We start from the raw sequence: 24,199 nt of genomic DNA on the forward strand, positions 1-24,199 counted from the left end.
GGATAAATTGAAAGTCCCCTACAGGAAAGGGAGTTCAAAATTGTTCATTTTGGTGACGAATTTACACTACGCAAAAAAAATATTAATAGTGTGTAACTATATAAAACTGGTCATATACTTCTATGCATATGAAGAAAGTAAATGTCCCCCATGAGTTTTTTCGGTTCACTAATGAATTAAACTATAGTGTTTATTTATAAATACACTACACTGATTAGTGAAAAATGGCTACCCTTTAAAGGAGCATAAAAGAACTAACTAGCATCACATTAAGCTTATAAATAGAATTACACCGTTTGCGTTTATATGCTTAATGTGGGATTAGTTACCCCACAACTAAATACAGTCATTTAAGAAAGGAATGATTCGCTATGATTTAATTTATAGCGTTTTATTAATCCTTAATGGCTTGTATCTAGTTTCATAATTTGTAAATCCCTTTGAAGGGTGTATATGAATGGCTTGGAACACTGTTCATTTACTTTTAGAACATTTCATGTTTTAGACATTGAGTAGCTTGGAACCTATTAAATGTCATCCTTAAAGGTACTAGGTTTATTGAACCCATTCCTAGTACCACTCTTTTTAATTATTTCAATGAGTTAATCACATATTTATCCTTATAAATAGTATTTTTTAATCCATTTTTGGAATAGAAATTAAATAAATATATATGTGTAAGCTTATCAATCAACTAGACAGACAAAGCGAATTACAGAAACAATAAATAATGCCACATCCATTTTAAGCCACCTAGCGAGCCGTTAGAGGGCTTTTAGTCGTTGTGTGATAAAACTTAATATTAAAATTATTAATGAATGAAGGAGGGGTTAAGTATGGATGATTTACAGCAACAACAACAGCAAGATGACCTGCAACAACAAGAGGATTTACAAGCTAAAGATGAGGTAGTAGAAACTGTATCCAAAGCCGATTACGATACTCTAGTAACCGAATTGAAAGACGTTAAGACAAAGTTACCTGTAGAGCTATCAGATGCAGAGAAGGCAATACAGCAACGTGAGAGTGACCTGTGGATTAAAGAGAAGCAACTAGAACTTAAAGCTAATAATTTAGAGAAGTTTTCAAATTTCTTTAGTGCTACAAATAGTGAAGAACTATCAGCACAGATTAAAGAATTTTCTGCTTTGATTAAAGAAATTGAAATGGCTACAGGTTTTGTGCCTAAAGACCATATCAAGGAATCAGAGTATAAAGTAGCAAAAGATAAAGGAAACACAATGGGCATGATTAAATCAATTTTTGGGATGAAATAAGCGTCCCATTAATTGACTGTATATATAGCAACACCAGTAACAAAAAAATATTGGGTAGTGACCGACACTAAAAGGAGAATATAATATGACACAATTTTCAAGTCAAGATTTCGTAACAGGGCAAAACTATGATGTAAAAGACGTATTAATCGAGGTGAATAAAAAACAAACTCCATTTACTACATTCTTATTATCTAAAACATCTAAAGCTACAGCACCACAAGTACACTGGATTACAGAAGAAATTGCAGATTCAGCAGTATCACTAGCAGAAGGTGGAGATGCACCAGCATTTACTAAAGACACTCTTAAACCACTTGATAACTATTTGGAGTTATTTGCTAATACTGCAACGGTTACTAACACAGCACAATATTCAACTGCAAAAGGCATTTCTGACCTATTAGCTCACGAAGTAGAGAAGAAAGCACAAGCGATCAAACGAAGAATGGAGAATAAATTCATCCACGGTACAAAAGGTTATACAGCAGGAACATACACTACAGCAGGTGTCTTAGCACAAATTGACGCTACTAACAAAGTAACTGGTACTATTGCAGACAATTTAGAGTCAGTTGTGGAGAAGCTTTACGATGCAGGTGTATCTGATAATATGCTTTGCTTCATTCCCGCAAAACTAAAGCAAGAATTGAATAAATCTGAAACTGTTACATTCCTAGCTCGTGAGAAGTTCTTAGGATTTGACGTTGAGGAGTATATTACTGCATATGGTGTTGTTCGTTTTGCTCTTTGCGAAGCATTAGGAAATGATACTTTATTTATCATCAATCCTGACTACGTAGAAATGGCAGAATTAATTCCATTCCATGCTGAGGTTCAATCTGCAAATGGTTCTAAACAATCTGTATTCCTTGAAACACAAGCAGGTGTCCAACTGTTAAATCCATTAGCAGGTGCAATGCTAACTGTAGAATAATTAAATAATAAACATATCAGAGGGCGGTTCTTAATTGAGTCGTCCTTCTTTTATTGTTTGTTTAGGAAAAAGGGGAGAAACAAGCAATGACTAATAACAAATCAAATTTGAGAAATGAATACTTACTAAAAAGAAGAGAAAAGAGAATTACTCAAAAGGCTATTGCTGATTATATCGGTATCAGTAACAGTGCTATTTCCAAGTATGAGAGAGGGAATATCGACTTAATAGATACCTATGTAAATAAATATAAGAAATTTATTGATGAGTACCAAAACCAAATAATCAAAACATAATCGAAAGGTAAGGTGAAAATGAAGGAATTTAAACATTCACCTGTACTACTTAATCCTTCTATTTTCAGCAGGTTAAATCACACATCTTAGAGTATAAGACAACGTGAACATTAACAGGTTGTGGGGGAGAATATATATTTGTTTGGATAAAAGAGAGGCTATAATTTATAGTGTTCTATTGTTCAAAATATGAACTTTAGATGTTCAAAATCTGAACAACCAAACAACAGGAATTAAGTAAGTACAAATAATAATTTATATATTAATCAGTTAGTTTTACGTCATCATGAAGCATCAAGTAGGAGAAGTTTTAGTTTCTTCCTATTTTATATGAAACAATTTAACAATGCTAATCTACAATGGATTGAAAAAACTAATGATAGAAATAACTTAGCTTTAGGAGATGACCTAGATTCATTAATATCCTGCAACCTACTACAGCACATTACAGGCGGTAAATGGGATATAAATTACTACTATGATTTTAACAACTTCTATAAGGAAACTGACAACGATATAAACGGTCTTATTGGTGTTGATATGGCATTTACCAAGAATATTAGGACATTCGACAATCATCTAACAGACAATAAGAATAAGCTTGCAATGAACTACAACAATATAAAACATATCTTTAAGTCGGAATATTACAAAAAGTATCCGTTTAGCACATTATTAACTATCATGAGTGTTTATGACATTCCATTGCCTGACAGTAAAGAAGGTAAAATCCTCTTATTGTCAATAGATACAGCATTTAAGGGACATTACGCATCCAAGAAGATATATACAGATATTCATAATAATTGGCTTGAAACACTAGGCTACAGTGAATTAATCGACATCTTAGAGGAAAAGGAATCGTCCTATTTTTATAACATTATAAACCATTTCAAACTTAATAGTTCTATATGGATATGTGAAAATGGTCAATTAGATACAGAAATCAAGATTAACTCATTGAACAATTATTTTGATTACAATATAGAATTACCACAACAGGAATTTAAACTTGTAAAGGAACTTGAACGTGATGGTCACTTAATAGGGGAGAAAGACTTACCTATGCGAGATAGACTTATCTCATTAGCCTATACGTCAAAGAACTATGTTTCTTATACATATGATGCTAGTTAATTACTTACTAAATAAAATCTAATAGAATAATAAATCAAATATCATCATTATCGTATAGGGGATATGTAAGGTTTCCATTAATTTGATTGCCTTATGTATCAACCTATACAACTAAAATCTAATTTTACTGGAGGAATTACAATGAATAACAAAGACTTTTTCTTTTGCTACAACAGAAAGGTATACAACTATTTAACTAAACTTAAAAATATTGAATATATCACTATTGCAAAGAATCCAAGTACAGATAATATATTCACACTATTTATGAAGAGTGATGAACTACAGAAAGCATTGGACGAATATAACAAGATGCAATACTCGTGATATTTTCCGAAAAGGATACTATATACAATTACAAAAACCGTGATATTTTGCCTCGAAATCAGATACATAGAGATTGTTATAAAAAAGTGCTATAAACTCAGTGATACAAATATTTTCAGACATTTATCATGAAAATCCTATCGTGATATTTTCCAAAAAGGGTGATGTTTTTAAAACAATAAACGTGATATAAGCGGCTTAAATGGGATGGATATAATATAAATAATAAGTATACATCTAATATAGATAATATTTTACAATTCAAAAACAAGTTTTTGTCTTGTGTTGAAATATCATGAAAATTGCACACCGTATAAATTAATCAAATATATGAATCTAGGAGAGAATAATAAAATGAATTACACTATGAAATCAGTGAAAATTAAATCACAATGGTTTGACGTACCAAAAAGAAAGAAATCAACATATCAGAAGATAGGATATAGAGGATTAAACTTATACTTTCAAATTTATAAATTCCGTTTGCATAATCAAGAAAATGAACATACATTTATCACATCTATTTCAATGCTACGTAAAGAGACAGGATACACTACTCAAGAAATATACGAACTATTGAAAGTATTGAAAGGTGCAAAAGTAATCAAATTAACTAATACTTCTCGATGGGATTATTTACTGGATGCTGAAGGTAACATTCTAGATAAGAATATACTTGTGATAGAAGCAATTGACACACCAATCACAGAACGTAGAACCAAAGAGGAGAATGGGAAATTAATCAAAAATATCAACAATGAAGTAATGTATTTTGATTTTCCTGTTGATGAGAATAATTATTATATTTCAGTATCGTTCGAGATGTTGAAACATTATGAAAATAAAGGGTTGAATGAAAGATACTATGCTTTATACTGCTTAATGGTTAAGTATAGAAACGGTCATGAAGATAATAAAATGAATATGCGTATCTCTAAGATAGCTGACTTATTGTTAATGGATAAAGATACTATCCATAGAATGATATACACAATGAATAGACATTATCTTCTTGCATCCTATCATAAGAAACGCAAAGCAGATTACGGGACAATGTTTGAACACTATATACTTCCTACGCTCTCTAAGGACACTGTAGAGGAGTTTATGGATAAGCATAAAGCAACTATGGATAAGATTACTAAGATAGCAGATAACAAGAAGAATAAGAAGAAAACAGAAGATATTGAACAACTATTAGAACAAGAAGCAATTACTATTGAAGAAGAAGAAGCAATTCAACTAGACAACTCTTATATTGATACAATCAGGGTACAATATGACAGCCCAAAATTGGACTCTGAAATAAGTTTGGCTGCTACTTCATATAGTAACAATGATATAGCTAAATATTTTTAACACTAGGAGATAACAAAGCGTTATGTCCTTTTTTATATTCAATAATTAATCAAAGGTGGAATCTATAATGAATAACAGTAATTTAGCATTGAAGAATTATAACCAATCAGATGAATTTACAAGCATCTTACTTAACATACAGAAATCAATTAACAATATATCGGCTACAGTAGATGAATTAAAAGAATCATTGCAAGAAGAACGAGAAGATAGAGCAATTATGCATACGATCATTAAACGTGAAATAGCATCTATGCGTGGAGAACTAGAGGAAATCAAATTAGATATGAAGGAGGGTAAATAGGATGATGAATATTTATGATGCATTACAAGGCATTACATTGAAGAAACGCTTATATTTCACATGGAAACATGACATTAGATTTAAACGAGATATTGAGAAAAAAAGTGAAGAGGATTTCTTGAAGGAAGTACAGCTCAAGACAATGGATGGCTTTATTAAGTGGGAAAAGACTAGTGAATATAAGCAACTCTTAATGCTCTTATTAGATAGTAAAGTATCGAATGACTTTGAGGATATATACAATATTGTCTCTAAGCAAGCTAAAGAGGGTGATGAAAAGAGTATTAGACTATTCATTACACTACAAAAGGAAATACAAGCATATGCAAAGGTAGCTTCTAAACAGTTTGATACAACACCTTCTAAGCACGTTAATGATGAATCAGAGGAAGAAGATGACTTAGATTTAGATTAATAATAGACTACATAAAGTCTCTCGTTAAATTCGGATATCAATTAAACTGACATCTGAGTTTTCGGATGTCGAGATTGTCGACAATAGAATTAATGCTGGTTTAACCCACATTAGAGAATCCGATAGTCCGTTTAAAGGACATCCGAAACTTTTAAGAAAGGAGTAATCATATGAGTAAAGTATTAGAAAGAAAGCTACAAAAAGTAACTGGTGATTTTAGATTATTCGCTAAAAACTTTATTAAGATTATAGATAACAATGGAGAAAGTGTTCCATTTATCCTTAATGCTGAACAAGAGAATTTCACTAATACAATGGAGAAATATAATATTATACTAAAAGGACGCCAAATCGGTTTCACAACGTGGTCACTTGCTTATATGCTTTATAGTGCCTGTATGAAACCTGATACTTCCTACATGATAATGACACACCATAGTAAAGTAACTCAAAGTTTATTTCGTAAATTAAAGAAGATGTATAAGTCTTTACCTCATGACCACCCTAAATACGGACATTTATTCCCACAATTAGATATAAGTAATCGTGATGAAATGCTATTCAAGAATGGTTCTAGAATCATGGTTGCTACAGCAGGTGGGGAAGATAGTATTTCAGGCAATACATTTGAATTAATCCACTTTTCAGAAATGGCAAAGTATCCACCTGAGAATCAAGAAGAGATAATGTCAACGGCTATTCCTGCACTAGCTAAGAATCCTAATAGTAAAATAATTATTGAATCTACTGCTATGGGTTACAACTATTATCAAGAGTTGTTCATGAGTGCATATAGAGGAACTGAGAGCGTATGGAAGGCACACTTCTATAACTGGTTAGCAGAAGCATACGTTAAACAATTTAAACATTCATTTGATGAAGCGGAACAATGGTTCAAGTTAAACAACCAAGGTGAGCGCATGACAGCCAAACATCTTGAAAAGGATGAAATAGAACTAAAAGAAAAGTATGGCGCTAACTACAGACAGTTGATGTATAGACGCTATTACATTCAGACGAACTCACTCGATAAGTTTCAAAGGGAATTCCCTACATTTCCAGATGAAGCGTTCCAGACATCTAATAAGAGTGTATTTGAAACAGGAAGAATTGTTGAAAGAATACAGTATGCTGCACAACCATTGCCATTCAATATGGTTACAGGATTAACACCGCTACTTGAAGGATACTTGAATAAGAATCTATTCATTTACCATTTACCTAAACCTAAAGTTAAACATTATGGTGGGGTGGACGTTGCAAGTGGTAGTGGTGGAGATAACTCAACTATGACAATTATGGATGCAGAAGGTCAACAAGTAGCTTCATTCTATTGTAATGATATTCCTGTATATAGGTTTACACAAGTGGTGAACGAGCTAGGACGATACTTTAATTATGCTTACCTTTGTGTGGAACGTAACTCTTACGGTATGCCATTGATTGAGAAGTTACGAAAAGAATATCAATACATGAATCTTCTTAAACAAAAAGTATTCGATCAAAAGGGTAAGAAGAAATTACAGTTAGGATTTATGACAACTAATACAACTAAGCCTACATTGATTAATGATATGAAGGAATCATTTGAACTAGGATTTATTAACATTGAGTGTATTCATACTCTAGAAGAAATGAAGATATATCAAGACAACAACGGTAAGATGGGTAACAAGAGAGGTAACAATCTACATGATGACCTTGTGATTAGTACGGCTATGTGTGTGCAAGCATTGAAGCAAGCTAAGTATTATGTTGACATCTAATATACCTATATGGGTACTTAACGAGAGGAATTGTGTTCCTTAGCTTTAATAAGATAATAATAGAAGGAGTGGGTAGTATGGACTTACAGCAATACATTAAGGATAACTACGACAGCCGTCATGACTGGTTTGTAGAGGAAGTAAACAGTGTAGATAATCAAACAAGGATTAGTAAGATAATGGGATTGAAAGAATATCTTAGTGGTAAGCATAAGATAGGACAACTACAATCATATGAATACAATGGTCAAGTGTTCAGCCCTAAGAAGGTTACATTGCAATATGCTAAGACATTGATTAACTTTCAAAAGAGCTATCTATTGAATAAACCAGTAACATTAACAGGTGATGAGAATGTAGTAGCAGAGTTTCAAAAGGTAAGCAGACAAGGGAAGTATGACAGATTCAATCTAAAAGTAATAGACAAACTATTGAAGTATGGAATGGTTGGCGAATATGTTTACTTAGAGAATGGAAAGATTAAATCTAAGTTGATTGATGGTGTAGAATGTTTTCCTGTATATGATTACAACGGAACATTGTTAGCAGTAATAGAAGCATTTGTTAATGATGGAATAAGTTATTATACAGTTTATGAGGAAGATGTAGTTAAGTTGTATGATAATGATGGTGGAGAACTAAGACAAAAAGAACAATATAATAATCTTAGTGGGCTACCCATTATCTATAAGACAGAGAACGAAATAGTTAATACAGAGGGTAGAAGTGAATTAGAAGATTGGATTAATATCATTGACGATATGGAAGAGATATTATCTAAATATACAGATGCGTTCTATAAGTATATGACACCAATACCAGTAATGACAGGACAACAACTGAAAGGTGATGGTATACCAAGTCATGTAATCGGTGGTGGATTGAATCTAGATGATGGAGCAGAGTTTAAACTAGTTAGTAATGGTCTAGACAATAAGACATTTGAATCTGTCTACAAGACGTTGCTACAGTCCCTATTGGACGTATCTCAGACACCTGCCGTTAGTATGAGTAAGACAGATATTAGCAACCTCTCTGAAGTGAGTATTAAGCTACTTTTCCAATTAGCTAATATTAAGGCATCCATTAATGAAGAATACATTAGAGAAGGATTAGAACAACGATTCGATACGATTAAATATTTATTAGAAGAGTATAAAGGAATGACTATAAGTGAAGAAGAATATGATTCTTTAGATATTAATTTCCATTATGCAACACCTTCTAATGATAGAGAAGTAATCGAGAATCTAAAAGTATTACGTGAGCAAGGTGGTATCTCGTTAGAGTCATTGTTAGAGAATAGTCCATTCACCAGTGATGTCAGAACGGAACTATTAAGAATAGGGAATGATAATAGTAGTGGAGTTGTTCCTGATGGTGAAATAGAAACCAAAGTAGTTGTGTAATACAAGTAGTTTTATAGGGTGGGAAGGTTAGTGGAAACATAGTATTCATAAGGGTTAGTTACTTGTGATGTTATGCCACCTACCGTATACCTGTTATACCGCATGGGGGTATACAATAATGATACAGTGTAAATTTAGGTAATAATCTACTGTGTTTTTAAACTGTAAAGTAAATTATCTTGACACTATTTTGAATTAAGCTTGCGTAGGATAACATATAATAATGCATTGGTAACTGGTTATGTTTATTCATTTTATTCAACAATCTATCGTATCATTAAATTTATAGATGCTTAGAAACGTTGGTATATCAACAATGTATAAAATACTGTATATCATAATATTTGGTGTTGAGTATAAACGTTGATATATCAGGGTTTCAATATGTTTAACTAAGCATATAAATTAAATTATATGATGAGTATAACCTATAATTATTCATGCGATATACATTTATAATTGTGAGTAATAAGATGATTGATAGACGCAATTGTTAGTAATATATTAATTTTGTCCAATAACCCGATACCCCTAAGTGCTAAATTCAGTCCCCCGCATGTCAATTTACACATCCACGAAAAAATAATATAATTTATACAAATTTGAGTAGTGGGAGAATAATATGGAACCATTAAAACAGCCAGTTTATTGTAAAAAGTGTAATGGTAAGACAAATCATTGGATTATAAAAACATATAAGGAAACTTCTAACCCAGAAGATGAGTTTCAATGGCATGATACATATCATATTGTTAAATGTATGGGGTGTAACACTATAGCATTTGTAAAACAATATGGAACAGAGGATGACTGGGATTATATAAGTGGTGATAGACAATGGTTTGATACTTTTCAAGTATATCCAGAACAACCTAATGAAGATGAAATAGAATTAGAAGCTTACAGGAGGAAATATCATTTAGAACCAAAGATTTTTCATAATTCACCTGAAAATATACAAGAATTATATACTCAAACAATTGAATCCTTTAATATGACTCATTATATTCTATGTGCAGCAGGATTAAGAACATTGATTGAAGGAATCTGTTTACATTTAAATATAAAAAAAGGTTACCTTTACAATTATGAAGGGAATAGAATTAGTGTAAATAATGAGGACAATCCGAGAGAACATAAAACCTTGGGTGGAAAGATTTTTGGTTTGTATGAAAATGGGAAAATAATATTACCTAAAGCATTAATTCTTCAGGAGATTGTGAAAATAGGTAATGATGCAGTACATTCAATCGTGATACCTAAACATACAACTTTAAAGGAGATTATTAGAATTTTAGAGGGGATACTTGAGGATGTTTTTGAGTTGAAGCATCATCAATTATTAGATGAATAATATTCTATATTTTGGTTAAAGGACATTCAATTAATTTGAGTGTCTTTTTCATAAGTTGAAATGTTAATATTTGTATAGTTGGAAGGATATTCCTCTTTTGTGTCGAAATTGGTAGATATAAGGAGGATTTATTGATGATACGGACTATTTTGGCTTCACTAATTTGTTTATTGCTTGTTGGATGTAACGTTAATAAAGAAAAAGAATATCTTCAGTTAATAGAAGATAATAAGTATGAAAATCTACTCAAGGCTACAGAAGAAAAATCTGGTGATTTACAATCAAACTATTATTCAATTGCATCTATTTTAATTGATAAGCAAAAAGTTGACGATGTTATTAAAAATGAAAAGTATATTTCTTCGAGAACTAATAAGCTATCTAAATTGGATGCAGATATAATTGATAATTATAAAAGTATAGATAGTATTCCTGATGATCTAAAAGAAAAATTAAAAGGAATATATAATGATTCTTTATCCCGTAAGCAAGAAAAAGATGAGGAAGAAATAAAGCAATCTGAGTTAAGAAGACAAGCGGATACGCAAACTGAAAGTTTTAGAAGAAAAAGAGATATGAATGAACGAGTTAGTAATCCTCAACCAGTTAGGCTAGGCATGACAAAAGATGAGGTCTTAAGATATGGTTGGGGTAGACCGAATGACATCAACAGAACTATTACTGAATATGGTATAGATGAACAATGGGTTTATTCAAATTATAAATATTTATATTTTGAGAATGGCGTATTGACGTCTATACAAGATTAATAATACCTAACACTCTGCTACTTGGCAGGGTGTTTTATTATGTCTAAGAAAGGAGAAACACAATGAATAATTTAGAACGTCTTAAACTTGAAGTACAAGGTATTACACTTACCGATGAGGAATTGACAATCTATATACAAGAAAACAACCTAGAACCTTCTATTATATATAATCCTCAATCAAAAGAAGATAAACTTTCTATCTACAATACTGCATTATCAATTCTAGAATCTATCGCTAATAATCCTCAATTAATGAAGACAATTAAATATAAAGATACAACTCTAGATAGTTTTCACGATACTTTAATGGCACGTATTGACCAGTTAGAAAGAAAGGTACGTGAAATGAAAACTAATTTTGATAGAGAAGACGTGAGCAGCAATACCTTTATGTTATTTAACTCTTAATAGATACACTATGCATATTAGAAATACATGAGGTTGAAGCTTGTTTCCCTTAGTAAATATAGAAAGGAGTAATCACATGGATAGAATACAAAGCACACTAACTGATATGAATTATTTTATGGATGCAGTAGGGGAAGAAGTATCCATTACTGATAAAGTAACGATTGAAGACGGAACAATAAGCGAGAATATTATTAAATTTAAAGCAATAGTAAGAGACTATGCCCCTAGCTTACATGAGGATATGGAAATATCTGCTCTACATGAGATTAAAAGAGGAAATGTTATTAAGTATAGGAACGCTAATTATCTAGTTGTTAGTGAATCAATGGCAACTAAGCCACTAATGTACGAAGGTAAAATGCGTTATATAAACCTTACATTTACATCCCCAGGTGAAAAAATTGCTATTGAATGGGATAGGTTTGGAAATCCCAAAAAATGGATACAACTGCCTGATAAGGTTATCCATTGTATTATTGATAAACAGAAAGATATTACAATTTCAGACAACACAGCAATTAGAGTTCCTAAAGAGGAAGTATTAATTACAATTCCTGCATATGAGGGCTACGATACAGATTTTAAAGTAGGTTCAATTAAGCCAATACTAGGGAAAAATTATAAAATTATTGACCACGATCTAATACAAAGAGGGCTTGTTATTATAACTGGTGAATTTACTACGAGTGGTAGCTAATGTTATATTATTCTTTGGTAGCCACTAGTTGATGAATGATTAATCGTAAAATTGTAAAAAAATGAAAGTTTTATTTGACCTGTTTATTGAGTGCGTTTATACTATAATTATTAGTGAATAGTTACCAACTAATTTACTAAATGTACACCAATAAATAACGTATAATTAAATACTTAATTATGTTTATATACCTTGTATATCAACCTTTCTAAAAGCTTATAATGAAGTTTTTCCCTACAAATAGTGAGTTCATCGCGATGGTCGCTGATAAGCTAAGGCTAGAACATAAAGCTTCTTGAGAAGGTTAGGGAATCCAAAATTAGTATGGGTTCAGTTTGAATAATGAAAAGTTCTGAAAGGTGAAGAGCTTTGAATAAGTTAGTTAAATATAATCAATTAGATATTGATGCGTATTTTGGAAAAGTACCAATGAATTTGAAAAAAATTATTGGTACTTTTTTGTTGTCTAAAAAAGTGGCTTCGGAATATAAAACAGTGAAGTACATATACTTGAATCAGAATGGGAGTTGAACAATTATTTACGGGTATGTAGTATTTCTTTTAATAATAGCTTAGGTTGTAAGTAACACTTATTGCTATAGGAGAAAATAGCTAAAAATAAAATGATAAATGGATAAATTTGTGAAATATAGGCTTTTTTGTGAATTTTTTTGTGAAATTTTTGAATAGTTTAATAAATAGGATTGAAACATAGGTATGTAGTCTGACAAAATAGTAAGTGACAAAAGTTACATAATAGAAAAGTCTTACATTAAAGGAGGAATGTTCATGATTACAACGAAAGTTTTCGCCCATCGAGGTTCGGCGGGTACACATCCAGAAAATACAATGATTTCTTTCTTAGAAGCAGAAAAAGTAGGTGCTGATGGAATTGAATTAGATGTTCAATTATCAAAAGATGGTGAAGTTGTGGTAATACATGATGAGCAGCTTGATCGGACTACAAACGGCAAAGGGAATGTAAAAGACTATACTTTGCAAGAATTAAAGTCCTTAGATGCTAGCTATAAGTTTCCTCAATCAAATACATCTGTCCAAATACCTACTTTAGAAGAAGTATTTATAATGTTATTGAATAATTCTATGATTTTAAATATTGAGCTGAAGAATAGTGTGTTTCTGTATCCGGGACTTGAAGAAAAAGTTATCTCTTTAATTAAGCAATATAATCTACAAGACCGTATTATTTTGTCTTCATTTAATCATTATAGCTTAGTGTATTGCTACCGTTTAGCTCCTGATATTGAAACTGCACCTTTGTATCGGGATGGTTTATACATGCCATGGGTTTATGCAAAAGCTATTCATGCGAAAGCAATCCATCCAAGTATTAAAGCGGCACCAAATGAAATCATCAAAGCTTCTATGGCAGCTGGGGTTGCTGTTCGACCATACACTATAAATAGTGAAGAGCAAATGCGCATGTTATTCAAAATAAATTGTTCTGCAATTTTTACAGATTATCCACAAAAGGCAATCTCCTTGAAGAATAAAGAAAATGGTTCCAATAAACTTGAATAAGGTTGAAATATATATAAAGTAAAAAAGGGATAGGTATATGGGGATGAGAAAACTTAATGATGTTTCGATTAAAGTAAAGCTTCTAGGTACAATCTTGGCGGTTACATTGTTTCCTTTAATGATTGCAGGTTTTTTAGCATATAAGATTTCTTATAGTGCAATTTATAATGAAACAAAGCATGATTTAATTTATATTGTCGATTTAGAAAGAGATTTACTTGCTCAATATTTACAAGATGATGATATCACACCTAAAGAAGATGATCTTATAAAGAAAGAATTGAAACTGTTAAAAGCAAAATTATACGAAAGTAATAATCAAGAGGGATACGGATATATTATGAAGCAAGATGGAACAATTGTGTATCACCCTGATTCAAAAACGGTAGGTAAAAATTTATCTGATCAAGCATTTGCTAAAGAAATGATGCAGAAGAAACATGGTTATACGGAGTATGATTGGGAAGGAAAAACAAAAATCGCAGTGTATCAAGAACTCCCTAACGGGTGGATTTATGCGACGTCCACTTACTTAGAAGACATGATGAAAGTAGTTAGCCCTATTAAGAAATATGTATTTATTATTAGTATTCTTGGTTCTATAGCAGCGCTAGCGGTAGGTGCATTTATTGTATCGCGCATAACTAAACCAATAATGAATGTGGTCGCAGCTATGGAAAAAGCCGAAAATGGAGATTTAACTAAACAGGTGCCAGTATACTCTCAAGATGAAGTTGGTCAAATATCCATTATGTATAATAAAATGATGAATCGCTTGAAGTCAATCTTATTGAGTATCCAAGAAGCTTCACAGCAGGTAGCGGCTTCATCTCAAGAATTAACGGCAAGTGCTGATGAAAATACAAGAGCTTCTGAACAAATAGCGAAAGCAGCCGAAGAAATATCCCGAGGATCTCAAGAACAGGTGGAGAAAGTTTCGAGTGTAGTAGGTTCTATTCATTCTATATCTCAATCCATTGAGCAAACGGCTGATAATGTTAATAAAGTTAATGAAGATTCATTAACTGCTAATAATTATTCACAAGAAGGTGTAAAGAACCTTCATAAAGTAGTTGATGAGATGAATGATATTGTTGTGAAAGTACGTAAGACAGAGAATGTTATTCGAGAACTTGGTAAACAATCGGTATCAATCATGGGGATCATTACAGTAATCCGAGATATTAGTGAGCAAACGAATTTATTAGCTCTAAACGCTGCAATAGAAGCGGCAAGAGCTGGAGAGCAAGGAAGAAGTTTTGCGGTTGTAGCAGATGAAGTGAGAAAGCTTGCTGAACAATCAGGAAAATCAGCTCAAGATATTGCAAGTTTAATAGTGACAATCAATGATGAAATTATTCAAGCAACAGCTATGATGGAAGAAAGCAGTCAAGCTGTTTCAGACGGTGAGGTTGTTGTATTAAGTGCAAGTGAATCTTTCAAAAAAATTGAAACTGCTGTCAATGATGTGAACAATGAGATGAATAGTTTAAAAGAAGCGATTACTCAAATACAAGGTAATTCCAGAGATATTGTTGAGCATTCGGATATTATATCAAATCTAGCAGAGGTAGCAGCAGCGGATACGGAAGAAGTAGCAGCAGCAGCTGAACAACAAATGGCAACGATGGAAGAGATTAATGCGGCGTCACATGTATTGACGAGTATGGCTGAGAAACTTCAAAGTGAAGTGAATCATTTTATCTTGAAATAACACTATATTTTATAATACATCAAAAGGAGGATGTTAGTTTAACATCCTCCTTTTGATGTGGAAATAATAAGTATTTTTTCTAGTGTTACTTACTAAATCGTTTCTGAACTTTATTGCGTTTTCGGTCTCTATGAAGGATAAAGCCGGCAATAAATCCTACGCCTCCCACCATGAGAAACATACCGACTATGAATTGTACCATTAGAGATGAAAAAGGGAATTGTAGTATTCCGAAAATCATATCGCGCATAAATTTAATACCCATAGCAGCGAAAACACCCGGTATAAATAGAATGATAAATGCTATTAATCTTCCCATCATAAGTCCCCTTTTTAATAGTCAAAAGTTACTTCTTGTTATATCTTATAGTTCCTTTTTGATTGGAAGTAAAGAGAGGAGTATATGCATTCATCAAAAAGGACTGGTGCTGTTTTTTCTCTGTCTAACCTTACACCTGCTATGCTCGGAAATAAGCCAATCTGTTTTGAAAACCAAAAGAGGGCTTTCAAGAACAGCTCGTCTTACCAATGGTGTCTAGCTTCAGCGACCAGCCCCTCGAGTCATAAGCCATCTCACTTTAGAAATTAAAAGCGTATTTCTTAAGCGAGCCGTCTTATGCTGGTCGGGGCTAAACGGGTCACTTCAGCATTTCAATATTGCCGCATAGCTCTTTTTTGATTTGAAGTAGTACAAGAAGCATAAACATTAATCAAAAAAGATTGGTGATGGTTTTTCTTACTGTCTAGCTCCAGCACCCAGCTCCTAGTGGATTTCGCCAACCTCCCTATGATAAGTCCAACATCGAATCGATTTACGTCTCTTCGTGTTTCCTTTATCTCGGTCGAAGGGCTCCAATCCATACGGAGCTAAACAGTTGCTTCCGCTTTTCTTAATTGTAGCATAAAATATTATTGTGGTTTATCAAGAAACTTACATTATCGTAATATGAAAGAAAATATGGATATTTTTAACATTTATAGTGTGGTATCCATTATGATAATATCGATTACAACGTTTGGTCTGAAAAACTACTTGAAGAGGGTGAAAATGTGCAAAAAGTCATGATTGTTGGTGCTGGACAAGGTGGAACGTCTATTTTGAAGCTATTAAATGAAATAGATTTCTTACAAGTTGGCGCAGTGATTGATTTAAATGAAGAAGCGAGTGGATTAAAGCTTGCTAAACAATTGGGAGTAGCCTATGGGACTGATTGGAAGGAATTCCTTGATTATTCGTACGATATTATTATAGAAGTAACTGGTTGTCAAACAACATTCCACGAAATACGCAGCGTCAAAAGTCCTCATACAGTACTGATTCCAGGTACTGTTGCCTTTATTATTGCACGGCTTCTTGAAGAAAAAGAATCATTAATAGAAAAATTACAAGGTGAATCACATCGAAGAAATCTAATTTTCAATTCAACAGATGAAGGTATGGTTGTTATTGATGGAGATGGAACGATTATATTGTTTAATCGAAGTGCTGAGAAGATGATTGGTGTACAGCAAGAAGAAGCGATAGGTGCGCATGTTAAGGATATTATACATAATAGTCGATTACCGGATTTACTAGTTAGTAGAAGAGTGGAAGCGAATAAAGAACATGTCTTGAACAATGGTTTAAAGGTAATTACGACACGTTTTCCTATGCTGAATGAAAACAATGAAATAATAGGAGCATTTGCAGTTTTTAAAGATATAAGCGAAGTTGTTAATCTTGCTGAAGAGATAACTAATTTGAAAGAAATACAAACAATGCTAGAAGCTATTATTCAATCTAGTAATGATGCTATTACTGTTGTAGATGAATATGGAAAAGGTATTCTCATTAATCCTGCCTATTCGCGAATTACGGGATTAAGTGAAGAAGAAGTTATTGGAAAGCCTGCGACAACAGACATTTATGAAGGTGAAAGTATGCATATGAAAGTTTTGCAGACCAGAAAGCCTGTGCGTGGTGTGAAAATGTTGGTAGGACCCCATAAGAAGGAAGTTATCGTAAATGTTGCTCCAATTATTGTGAATGGTAAGTTAAAAGGTAGTGTCGGTGTTATTCATGATATGTCAGAAATGAAAGAATTAAACAATGAATTACATCGTGCTAGACAAATTATTCGAACACTCGAAGCAAAATACGAATTTGAAGATATTATTGGTAGTTCCGAAGAAATGAAGCTAGCAATAGATCAAGCGAAATTAAGTGCAACTACTCCAGTAACAGTCTTATTAAGAGGAGAATCTGGTACAGGAAAAGAATTATTCGCACATGCGATTCATAATGCTAGTGATCGAAAGTTTAATCATTTTATTCGAGTGAATTGTGGTGCGATATCTGAGAATTTATTAGAAAGTGAATTATTTGGATATGAGGAAGGTGCTTTTTCAGGTGCTAAGCGGGGCGGAAAGAAGGGCCTTTTTGAAGAAGCGGATAATGGAAGTATCTTTCTGGATGAAATTGGTGAAATGAGTTTACACATTCAAGTCAAACTTCTCCGAGTTCTGCAAGAAAATGAAATAGTAAAAGTCGGCGGTGTTAAAGCTATTCCGATTAATGTAAGAGTTATTGCTGCTACAAATGTGAATTTAGAAAAAGCAATTAGTGAAGGTAGATTTCGCGAGGATCTCTATTATCGGCTAAATCGAATGCCGATTTATATTCCTTCTCTCCGACAACGTATTGGTGACATACCTTTGGTGGCGTCCTATTTATTACAAAAGTTGAACCAAGAATATGGTAGGAATATAGAGGGAGTTACCGATTCGGCTATTGCAAAGTTACAAAGCTATCATTGGCCTGGTAATGTTCGAGAACTAGAAAATATTTTAGGTAGAGCGATTATTTTCATGAAATATAATGAAACGATGATAGAAGCTCATCATATTCCTCATTTTCCACATTCTATTATGGAAAAGCGAGAGGAACAAGTTTATGAAAAGAATAATGAAGAGTTATCGTTTTTAGAAAAAATGAATCTGTATGAGAAGAAGCTTATTGAAGAGTGTTTGCAGAGAAATAAAGGGAATAAAACAGCAAGTGCAAGAGAATTGGAAATTTCAGTGAGAAGTTTGTATTATAAAGCTGAAAAATATAACCTTGAAAAAAAATTCATGCAATAAATTTCAGACTCTGCAAAAAAATGCAGAGTCTGAATTAGTATTTGGGGTTAGGACTAGGTCATAAAATAGTGTATCATGGGAATTAATAATATATGTAGTGTTTGGCATGGAAGTTGCATTATTAAGTGTTAGTCACTATAAAAAGGGATTGGTCCCTTTTATTTCTTAAACTTGTAGTTAATACTGTTAAATTAAACATGACAAATTTCTTAATGAAAAAACCGATGTATCCCATAATGAATTCTCTATTACGGAATGTATTATTCGATATGAAAGCTATGTGATTAATAGCTATGCCAATAAATTTAGAGAAAAGCTATAAAGGAGGTAGAACATGGCTAAAGAGTATGATTTGGTGATTTTAGGTGGGGGGCCTGGTGGCTATGTAGCAGCTATTAGAGCTTCACAATTAGGATTAAAGACAGCAATTGTAGAAAAGCAAAAGCTAGGGGGAACATGCCTGCATAAAGGATGCATTCCTTCTAAATCACTACTTAGAAGTGCAGAAGTATATCAACAAACTCTTCACAGTAGTGATTATGGAATTATCGCTAATGAGATTGCTTTAGATTTTTCAAAAGTGCAAGCACGAAAGAATGGAATTGTTACTAGTTTATATAAAGGTATTCAACATTTAATGAAAAAAGGAAAAATAGATGTATATGAAGGAATTGGTCGTATATTAGGTCCATCTATCTTTTCACCAATGCCGGGAACTATTTCAGTGGAAATGAATGATGGTAGTGAAAATGAAATGCTGATTCCTAAAAACGTAATTGTGGCAACTGGTTCAAGGCCACAATCACTACCAGGTTTAGAAATAGATGGTACACAAATTATTTCTTCCGATGAAGCACTGGAACTGGAAAATCTTCCAGAGAGCATCATCATTATTGGTGGTGGTGTCATTGGTATTGAATGGGCGTCTATGCTAAGTGATTTTGGCGTGGAAGTAACAGTACTTGAATATGCATCGACGGTACTACCAATGGAGGATCAAGAAATAACGAAAGAATTACAACGATTACTTAAAAAGAAAAAAGTCCAAATCGTTACAAATGCAAAAGTATTAGCGGAAACTTGTGAGCGTAGCAATCATGGAGTGTCTATAACAGCGGATGTAAAAGGTGAAAAGCGGACTTTTACTGCTAACCAATTACTAGTAAGTGTAGGTAGAAAAGCAAATGTTGAAGGTATTGGCATAGAGAATACAGAAATTGTTTTACGTAATGGTGTCATTGAAACGAATGCTTTTTATCAAACGAAAGAATCACATATATATGCAATTGGTGATTGTGTTGGAGGACTGCAGCTTGCGCACGTTGCTTCTCATGAAGGAATTATAGCCGTCGATCATATTGCTAATCTGCAACCGTATGCACTGAATCCTTTACAAGTGCCTAAATGTGTATACTCTTCACCAGAGGTTGCCAGCATTGGGTTAACAGAAGCTGATGCAAAGGAAAAAGGTTACAACATCAAAGTAGGAAAGTTTTCTTTCAAAGGGATAGGTAAGGCCATGGTACTAGGTGATAGTAATGGCTTTGTGAAAATCATTGCAGATCAAGATTCAGATGATATTCTTGGCATCCACATGATTGGACCACATGTGACAGATCTTATTTCAGAAGCAGGGATTGCAAAAGTATTAGATGCGACACCGTGGGAAATATCTCATACCATTCATCCGCATCCATCGCTATCTGAAGCTATTGGTGAAGCTGCACTTGCAGTAGACGGAAGGGCTTTACATTCTTAAGGTTTAAAAGGAGGAAATAATATGGAAAATCGCCATAAAGAGCTTGGACTATCAAATGAAAAGCTTCTAGAAATGTATAAAACGATGTTACTTGCTCGCAGAATTGATGAACGGATGTGGTTATTAAACCGTTCTGGTAAAATTCCATTTGTTATATCTTGTCAAGGGCAGGAGGCAGCTCAAGTTGGTGCAGCTTTCGCATTAAACCAAGAGAAAGATTATGTATTACCTTATTACCGTGATGTTGGAGTTGTTCTCGCTTTCGGTATGACAGCTCAGGATTTAATGTTATCAGCATTTGCGAAAGCAGAAGATCCTAACTCAGCTGGTCGTCAAATGCCAGGTCATTTCTCTAAGAAAAGCTGTCGTATCGTAACTGGTTCATCTCCAGTAACAACACAAGTACCTCATGCAGTTGGGATTGCTTTAGCTGGAAAAATGGAAGGAAAGGATTTGGTTACATTCGTGACTTTCGGTGAAGGGTCGAGTAACCAAGGTGATTTCCATGAAGGAGCTAACTTTGCTGGTGTGCATAAGTTACCTGTTATTTTAATGTGCGAAAATAATCAATATGCGATTTCTGTTCCAGTTGAAAAGCAATTAGGCTGTTCAAAAGTATCAGACCGAGCAATTGGTTATGGTATGCCAGGATTCACAGTAGACGGAAATGATCCGATAGCTGTTTATAAAGTGGTTAAAGAAGCAGCTGATAGAGCGAGAAGAGGCGAAGGTCCTACTTTAATCGAAACTCTCGTTCAAAGATTAACCCCTCATTCAAGTGACGATGACGATCGTGTTTACCGCGCTCAAGATGAAATCATCGAAGCAAAAACAAAAGATCCAATTCCTACATTTGTAGAATATTTGAAGCATTTTGGAGTTTTAACGGACGAGACGGAACAAGAAATAAATAATGAAATTATGAAAATTGTAAATGAAGCAACGGATTATGCAGAAAATGCTCCTTATGCAGCTCCTGAAGATGCTTTGAAATATGTGTACGGTGAATAAGTAAGGAGGGAATCATAATGACTGTTATTTCATATATTGATGCGGTAACTATGGCTATACGTGAAGAAATGGAACGAGACCCAAAAGTATTCGTTCTTGGTGAAGATGTTGGGAAAAAAGGTGGGGTATTTAAGGCTACACAAGGCTTATATGACCAATTTGGTGAAGCGAGAGTACTTGATACACCTTTAGCTGAATCGGCTATTGCAGGCGTGGGAATTGGTGCTGCAATGTACGGTATGCGTCCAATTGCAGAAATGCAGTTTGCGGATTTTATTATGCCTGCAGTTAACCAAATTATTTCAGAAGCATCGAGAATTCGTTATCGCTCTAACAATACGTGGACTTGTCCAATGGTTATTCGAGCTCCATATGGTGGTGGTGTTCATGGTGCATTATATCATTCACAATCTATAGAAGCTGTATTCGCTAATCAACCAGGATTGAAAATTGTTATGCCATCTACTCCGTATGATGTGAAGGGGTTATTAAAGGCTGCAATCAGAGATGATGATCCAGTTCTATTCTTGGAACATAAACGAGCTTATCGCCTAATTAAAGGCGAAGTACCGACAGATGATTATGTGTTACCAATCGGTAAAGCAGATGTGAAGCGTGAAGGCGAAGATATAACCGTGATTACGTATGGATTATGTGTTCATTTTGCACTTCAAGCAGCTGAACGATTGGAAAGTGACGGTATTTCTGCTCACGTAGTGGACTTAAGAACCATCTATCCATTGGATAAGGAAACGATTATTAAATCTGCTTCAAAGACAGGTAAAGTGCTTTTAGTAACTGAAGATAATAAAGAAGGAAGTATTATTGGTGAAGTTGCAGCAATCATTGCTGAAAATTGTTTGTTTGATTTAGATGCACCGATTAAGCGTTTAGCTGGTCCGGATACACCAGCTATGCCATATGCACCTACAATGGAAAAATTCTTTATGGTAAATAGTGAGAAGATTGAACAGGCAATGAGAGAACTTGCTGAATTTTAAATTTGAAATAAAGGAGGTTTTCCAAAGTGGCGATAGAAACGATTACAATGCCTCAGCTTGGAGAAAGTGTTACAGAAGGAACAATTAGTAGATGGCTAGTATCTCCAGGAGATCATGTGAATAAGTATGATCCAATAGCTGAAGTCATGACAGATAAAGTAAATGCTGAAATTCCTTCTTCTTTCACTGGAACAATAGCTCAGTTGAAGGCAGGAGAAGACCAGACTCTAGCGGTTGGAGAAGTGATTTGTACAATTGAAGTAGCTGGAACGATGAACAATCAGCCAAATAAGTCATCAGATGACCCTATCAATAATAAGAGTAGGGCGGAAACGAATCAGTCAGTTGCTAAAAGTAATATGGGTGCAAGATACTCACCGGCTGTTTTACATTTATCACAAGAACATAATATAGATTTAACATCTGTAAAGGGTACAGGAGCAGGTGGAAGAATTACTAGGAAAGATATTATGAAGCTGGTTGAAAACGGTGTTGGAGAACAAATATCATCTTCTGAACGAAAAGAAATTCAGCAATCTCCTATTTCTTCTCCGATTGAAGAGCAACCTACTATAACTCATTCACCAACATTTACTTCACAAACTGGAGATGTTGAGGTTCCAATTACGCCAGTAAGAAAGGCTATCGCAGCTAATATGTTACGCAGTAAGCAAGAGATTCCACATGCTTGGATGATGATGGAAGTTGATGCTACAAATTTAGTAGTATTGCGTGAAAAAGAGAAGCAGAATTTCAAACAAAAAGAAGGTTATAATTTAACATATTTTGCTTTTTTTGTGAAAGCTGTCGCTCAAGCTCTGAAGGAATATCCACAAATTAATTCTACTTGGGCAGGAGATAAAATTGTTCAAAGACACGATATTAACTTAAATATTGCCGTTGCAACAGAAGATTCTTTATTTGTTCCTGTCATAAAGCATGCAGATGAGAAATCAATCAAAGGCATTGCAAGAGAGATTACAGAGCTATCACATAAAGTGAGAAGTGGAACGTTGAAAGCGGAAGAAATGCAAGGTGGTACATTTACTGTCAACAATACAGGGTCATTTGGATCTGTACAATCGATGGGGATTATTAATCATCCACAAGCCGCTATTTTACAAGTTGAAGCAATCGTGAAAAGACCTGTAATAATTGACGGGATGATTGCTGTACGTGATATGGTGAATTTATGCTTATCACTTGACCATAGGGTGCTTGATGGATATGTGTGCGGAAAGTTTTTAGCTAGGGTTAAAGAAATAGTAGAAAGCATGTCTAGTGAGAAAACTTCAATTTATTGAAATAATGAATAAAGGCTATTCAAAAGTGATTTTCTATCTCTTTTTGGATAGCCTTTTTCTTTTTACCTTTTGTTGTAGGTGCTGTGTAATTTACCAAGCTGTTTAGATGGGTATGATGTCTAGACATATGTTTTTAGTTCTTACTACCAAATGCCACTAATTAGCTCTTTGATAGAGAAACTGTTATATAATAACAAGAAAAATGTCGTTAATTGGGCGTATAAAATAACCTTTGTTTAAAGTTTTTTTTAGAATTTTTGAATTCCTTGTTTGCAACAAGAGGGGTG

The 24,199-nt window shown here is 33.5% G+C and carries 22 protein-coding genes and 3 pseudogenes; 24 read left to right on the forward strand and 1 reads right to left on the reverse strand.

Annotation, left to right across the window (positions count from 1 at the left end; translation table 11 throughout):
• The first annotated feature begins 836 nt into the window (after nt 1–836).
• The 19 genes and pseudogenes from TX86_RS02875 to TX86_RS27715 form a co-directional block, all read left to right on the forward strand.
• Nucleotides 837–1,277 (forward strand): hypothetical protein, encoded by a 441-nt coding sequence (locus TX86_RS02875; protein ID WP_042346060.1) that lies wholly within the window; start codon nt 837–839, stop codon nt 1,275–1,277.
• A gap of 85 nt (nt 1,278–1,362) precedes the next feature.
• On the forward strand, nt 1,363–2,214 hold the full coding sequence (locus TX86_RS02880) for an SU10 major capsid protein (protein ID WP_042346063.1): 852 nt from the start codon (nt 1,363–1,365) through the stop codon (nt 2,212–2,214).
• An 86-nt stretch (nt 2,215–2,300) separates the two neighbouring features.
• Nucleotides 2,301–2,510, forward strand: coding sequence for a helix-turn-helix domain-containing protein (locus tag TX86_RS02885; RefSeq protein ID WP_042346066.1), 210 nt, complete (start codon nt 2,301–2,303; stop codon nt 2,508–2,510).
• 540 nt (nt 2,511–3,050) lie between these two features.
• Nucleotides 3,051–3,647, forward strand: a complete 597-nt coding sequence (locus TX86_RS02890) for a hypothetical protein (protein ID WP_154663036.1) — start codon at nt 3,051–3,053, stop codon at nt 3,645–3,647.
• Nucleotides 3,648–3,788: 141 nt separating this feature from the next.
• Nucleotides 3,789–3,974 carry a hypothetical protein gene (locus TX86_RS02895; protein WP_042346070.1) on the forward strand — a complete coding sequence of 62 codons (186 nt, stop codon included), beginning with the start codon at nt 3,789–3,791 and terminating at the stop codon, nt 3,972–3,974.
• A gap of 354 nt (nt 3,975–4,328) precedes the next feature.
• Nucleotides 4,329–5,333, forward strand: a complete 1,005-nt coding sequence (locus TX86_RS02900; protein WP_042346073.1) for a hypothetical protein — start codon at nt 4,329–4,331, stop codon at nt 5,331–5,333.
• Between the two features lie 67 nt (nt 5,334–5,400).
• On the forward strand, nt 5,401–5,637 hold the full coding sequence (locus TX86_RS02905; protein ID WP_042346077.1) for a hypothetical protein: 237 nt from the start codon (nt 5,401–5,403) through the stop codon (nt 5,635–5,637).
• Nucleotide 5,638: 1 nt separating this feature from the next.
• On the forward strand, nt 5,639–6,052 hold the full coding sequence (locus tag TX86_RS02910; protein WP_230203559.1) for a hypothetical protein: 414 nt from the start codon (nt 5,639–5,641) through the stop codon (nt 6,050–6,052).
• A gap of 170 nt (nt 6,053–6,222) precedes the next feature.
• Nucleotides 6,223–7,818 (forward strand): terminase large subunit domain-containing protein, encoded by a 1,596-nt coding sequence (locus tag TX86_RS02915; protein ID WP_042346079.1) that lies wholly within the window; start codon nt 6,223–6,225, stop codon nt 7,816–7,818.
• 77 nt (nt 7,819–7,895) lie between these two features.
• A complete protein-coding gene (locus TX86_RS02920; protein WP_042346082.1) occupies nt 7,896–9,227 on the forward strand; it encodes a phage portal protein in 1,332 nt (443 codons plus the stop codon).
• Between the two features lie 622 nt (nt 9,228–9,849).
• Entirely contained in the window at nt 9,850–10,581 is a 732-nt protein-coding gene (locus TX86_RS02925) for a DUF4145 domain-containing protein (RefSeq protein ID WP_042346084.1), read from the forward strand.
• A 134-nt stretch (nt 10,582–10,715) separates the two neighbouring features.
• Nucleotides 10,716–11,351: a hypothetical protein gene (locus TX86_RS02930; protein WP_042346087.1), complete on the forward strand. Its 636-nt coding sequence runs from the start codon at nt 10,716–10,718 to the stop codon at nt 11,349–11,351.
• 62 nt (nt 11,352–11,413) lie between these two features.
• Nucleotides 11,414–11,761: a hypothetical protein gene (locus tag TX86_RS02935; RefSeq protein WP_042346089.1), complete on the forward strand. Its 348-nt coding sequence runs from the start codon at nt 11,414–11,416 to the stop codon at nt 11,759–11,761.
• A gap of 76 nt (nt 11,762–11,837) precedes the next feature.
• Nucleotides 11,838–12,461, forward strand: coding sequence for a hypothetical protein (locus TX86_RS02940; RefSeq protein WP_042346090.1), 624 nt, complete (start codon nt 11,838–11,840; stop codon nt 12,459–12,461).
• A 233-nt stretch (nt 12,462–12,694) separates the two neighbouring features.
• Nucleotides 12,695–12,760 (forward strand): annotated as a pseudogene (locus TX86_RS26550) (sporulation initiation factor Spo0A C-terminal domain-containing protein); the annotation flags it as partial.
• 70 nt (nt 12,761–12,830) lie between these two features.
• Nucleotides 12,831–12,992 carry a hypothetical protein gene (locus tag TX86_RS26555; RefSeq protein ID WP_154663037.1) on the forward strand — a complete coding sequence of 54 codons (162 nt, stop codon included), beginning with the start codon at nt 12,831–12,833 and terminating at the stop codon, nt 12,990–12,992.
• Between the two features lie 258 nt (nt 12,993–13,250).
• A complete protein-coding gene (locus tag TX86_RS02945) occupies nt 13,251–14,003 on the forward strand; it encodes a glycerophosphodiester phosphodiesterase (protein WP_042346092.1) in 753 nt (250 codons plus the stop codon).
• Between the two features lie 118 nt (nt 14,004–14,121).
• Nucleotides 14,122–14,772, forward strand: a pseudogene (locus TX86_RS27710) (HAMP domain-containing protein); the annotation flags it as partial.
• A 309-nt stretch (nt 14,773–15,081) separates the two neighbouring features.
• A pseudogene (locus TX86_RS27715) lies at nt 15,082–15,717 on the forward strand (methyl-accepting chemotaxis protein); the annotation flags it as partial.
• Nucleotides 15,718–15,802: 85 nt separating this feature from the next.
• On the opposite strand, the gene TX86_RS02955 reads toward TX86_RS27715, so the two are convergent.
• Entirely contained in the window at nt 15,803–16,036 is a 234-nt protein-coding gene (locus TX86_RS02955; protein ID WP_042346098.1) for a DUF2627 domain-containing protein, read from the reverse strand.
• A 731-nt stretch (nt 16,037–16,767) separates the two neighbouring features.
• Between TX86_RS02955 and TX86_RS02960 the strand changes: the two genes are divergently transcribed.
• The 5 genes from TX86_RS02960 to TX86_RS02980 all read left to right on the forward strand — a co-directional run bounded on the left by TX86_RS02960 (nt 16,768) and on the right by TX86_RS02980 (nt 23,912).
• Entirely contained in the window at nt 16,768–18,837 is a 2,070-nt protein-coding gene (locus TX86_RS02960; RefSeq protein ID WP_042346100.1) for a sigma-54 interaction domain-containing protein, read from the forward strand.
• Between the two features lie 334 nt (nt 18,838–19,171).
• Nucleotides 19,172–20,596 (forward strand): dihydrolipoyl dehydrogenase, encoded by a 1,425-nt coding sequence (gene lpdA / locus TX86_RS02965; protein ID WP_042346103.1) that lies wholly within the window; start codon nt 19,172–19,174, stop codon nt 20,594–20,596.
• Nucleotides 20,597–20,617: 21 nt separating this feature from the next.
• A complete protein-coding gene (locus TX86_RS02970; RefSeq protein ID WP_042346105.1) occupies nt 20,618–21,607 on the forward strand; it encodes a thiamine pyrophosphate-dependent dehydrogenase E1 component subunit alpha in 990 nt (329 codons plus the stop codon).
• A 17-nt stretch (nt 21,608–21,624) separates the two neighbouring features.
• A complete protein-coding gene (locus TX86_RS02975; RefSeq protein WP_042346107.1) occupies nt 21,625–22,608 on the forward strand; it encodes an alpha-ketoacid dehydrogenase subunit beta in 984 nt (327 codons plus the stop codon).
• Nucleotides 22,609–22,634: 26 nt separating this feature from the next.
• On the forward strand, nt 22,635–23,912 hold the full coding sequence (locus TX86_RS02980; protein ID WP_042346109.1) for a dihydrolipoamide acetyltransferase family protein: 1,278 nt from the start codon (nt 22,635–22,637) through the stop codon (nt 23,910–23,912).
• Nucleotides 23,913–24,199 lie beyond the last annotated feature (287 nt).

The organism is Bacillus massiliigorillae (assembly GCF_000380245.2).
Lineage (GTDB): Bacteria > Bacillota > Bacilli > Bacillales > DSM-1321 > Bacillus_AD > Bacillus_AD massiliigorillae.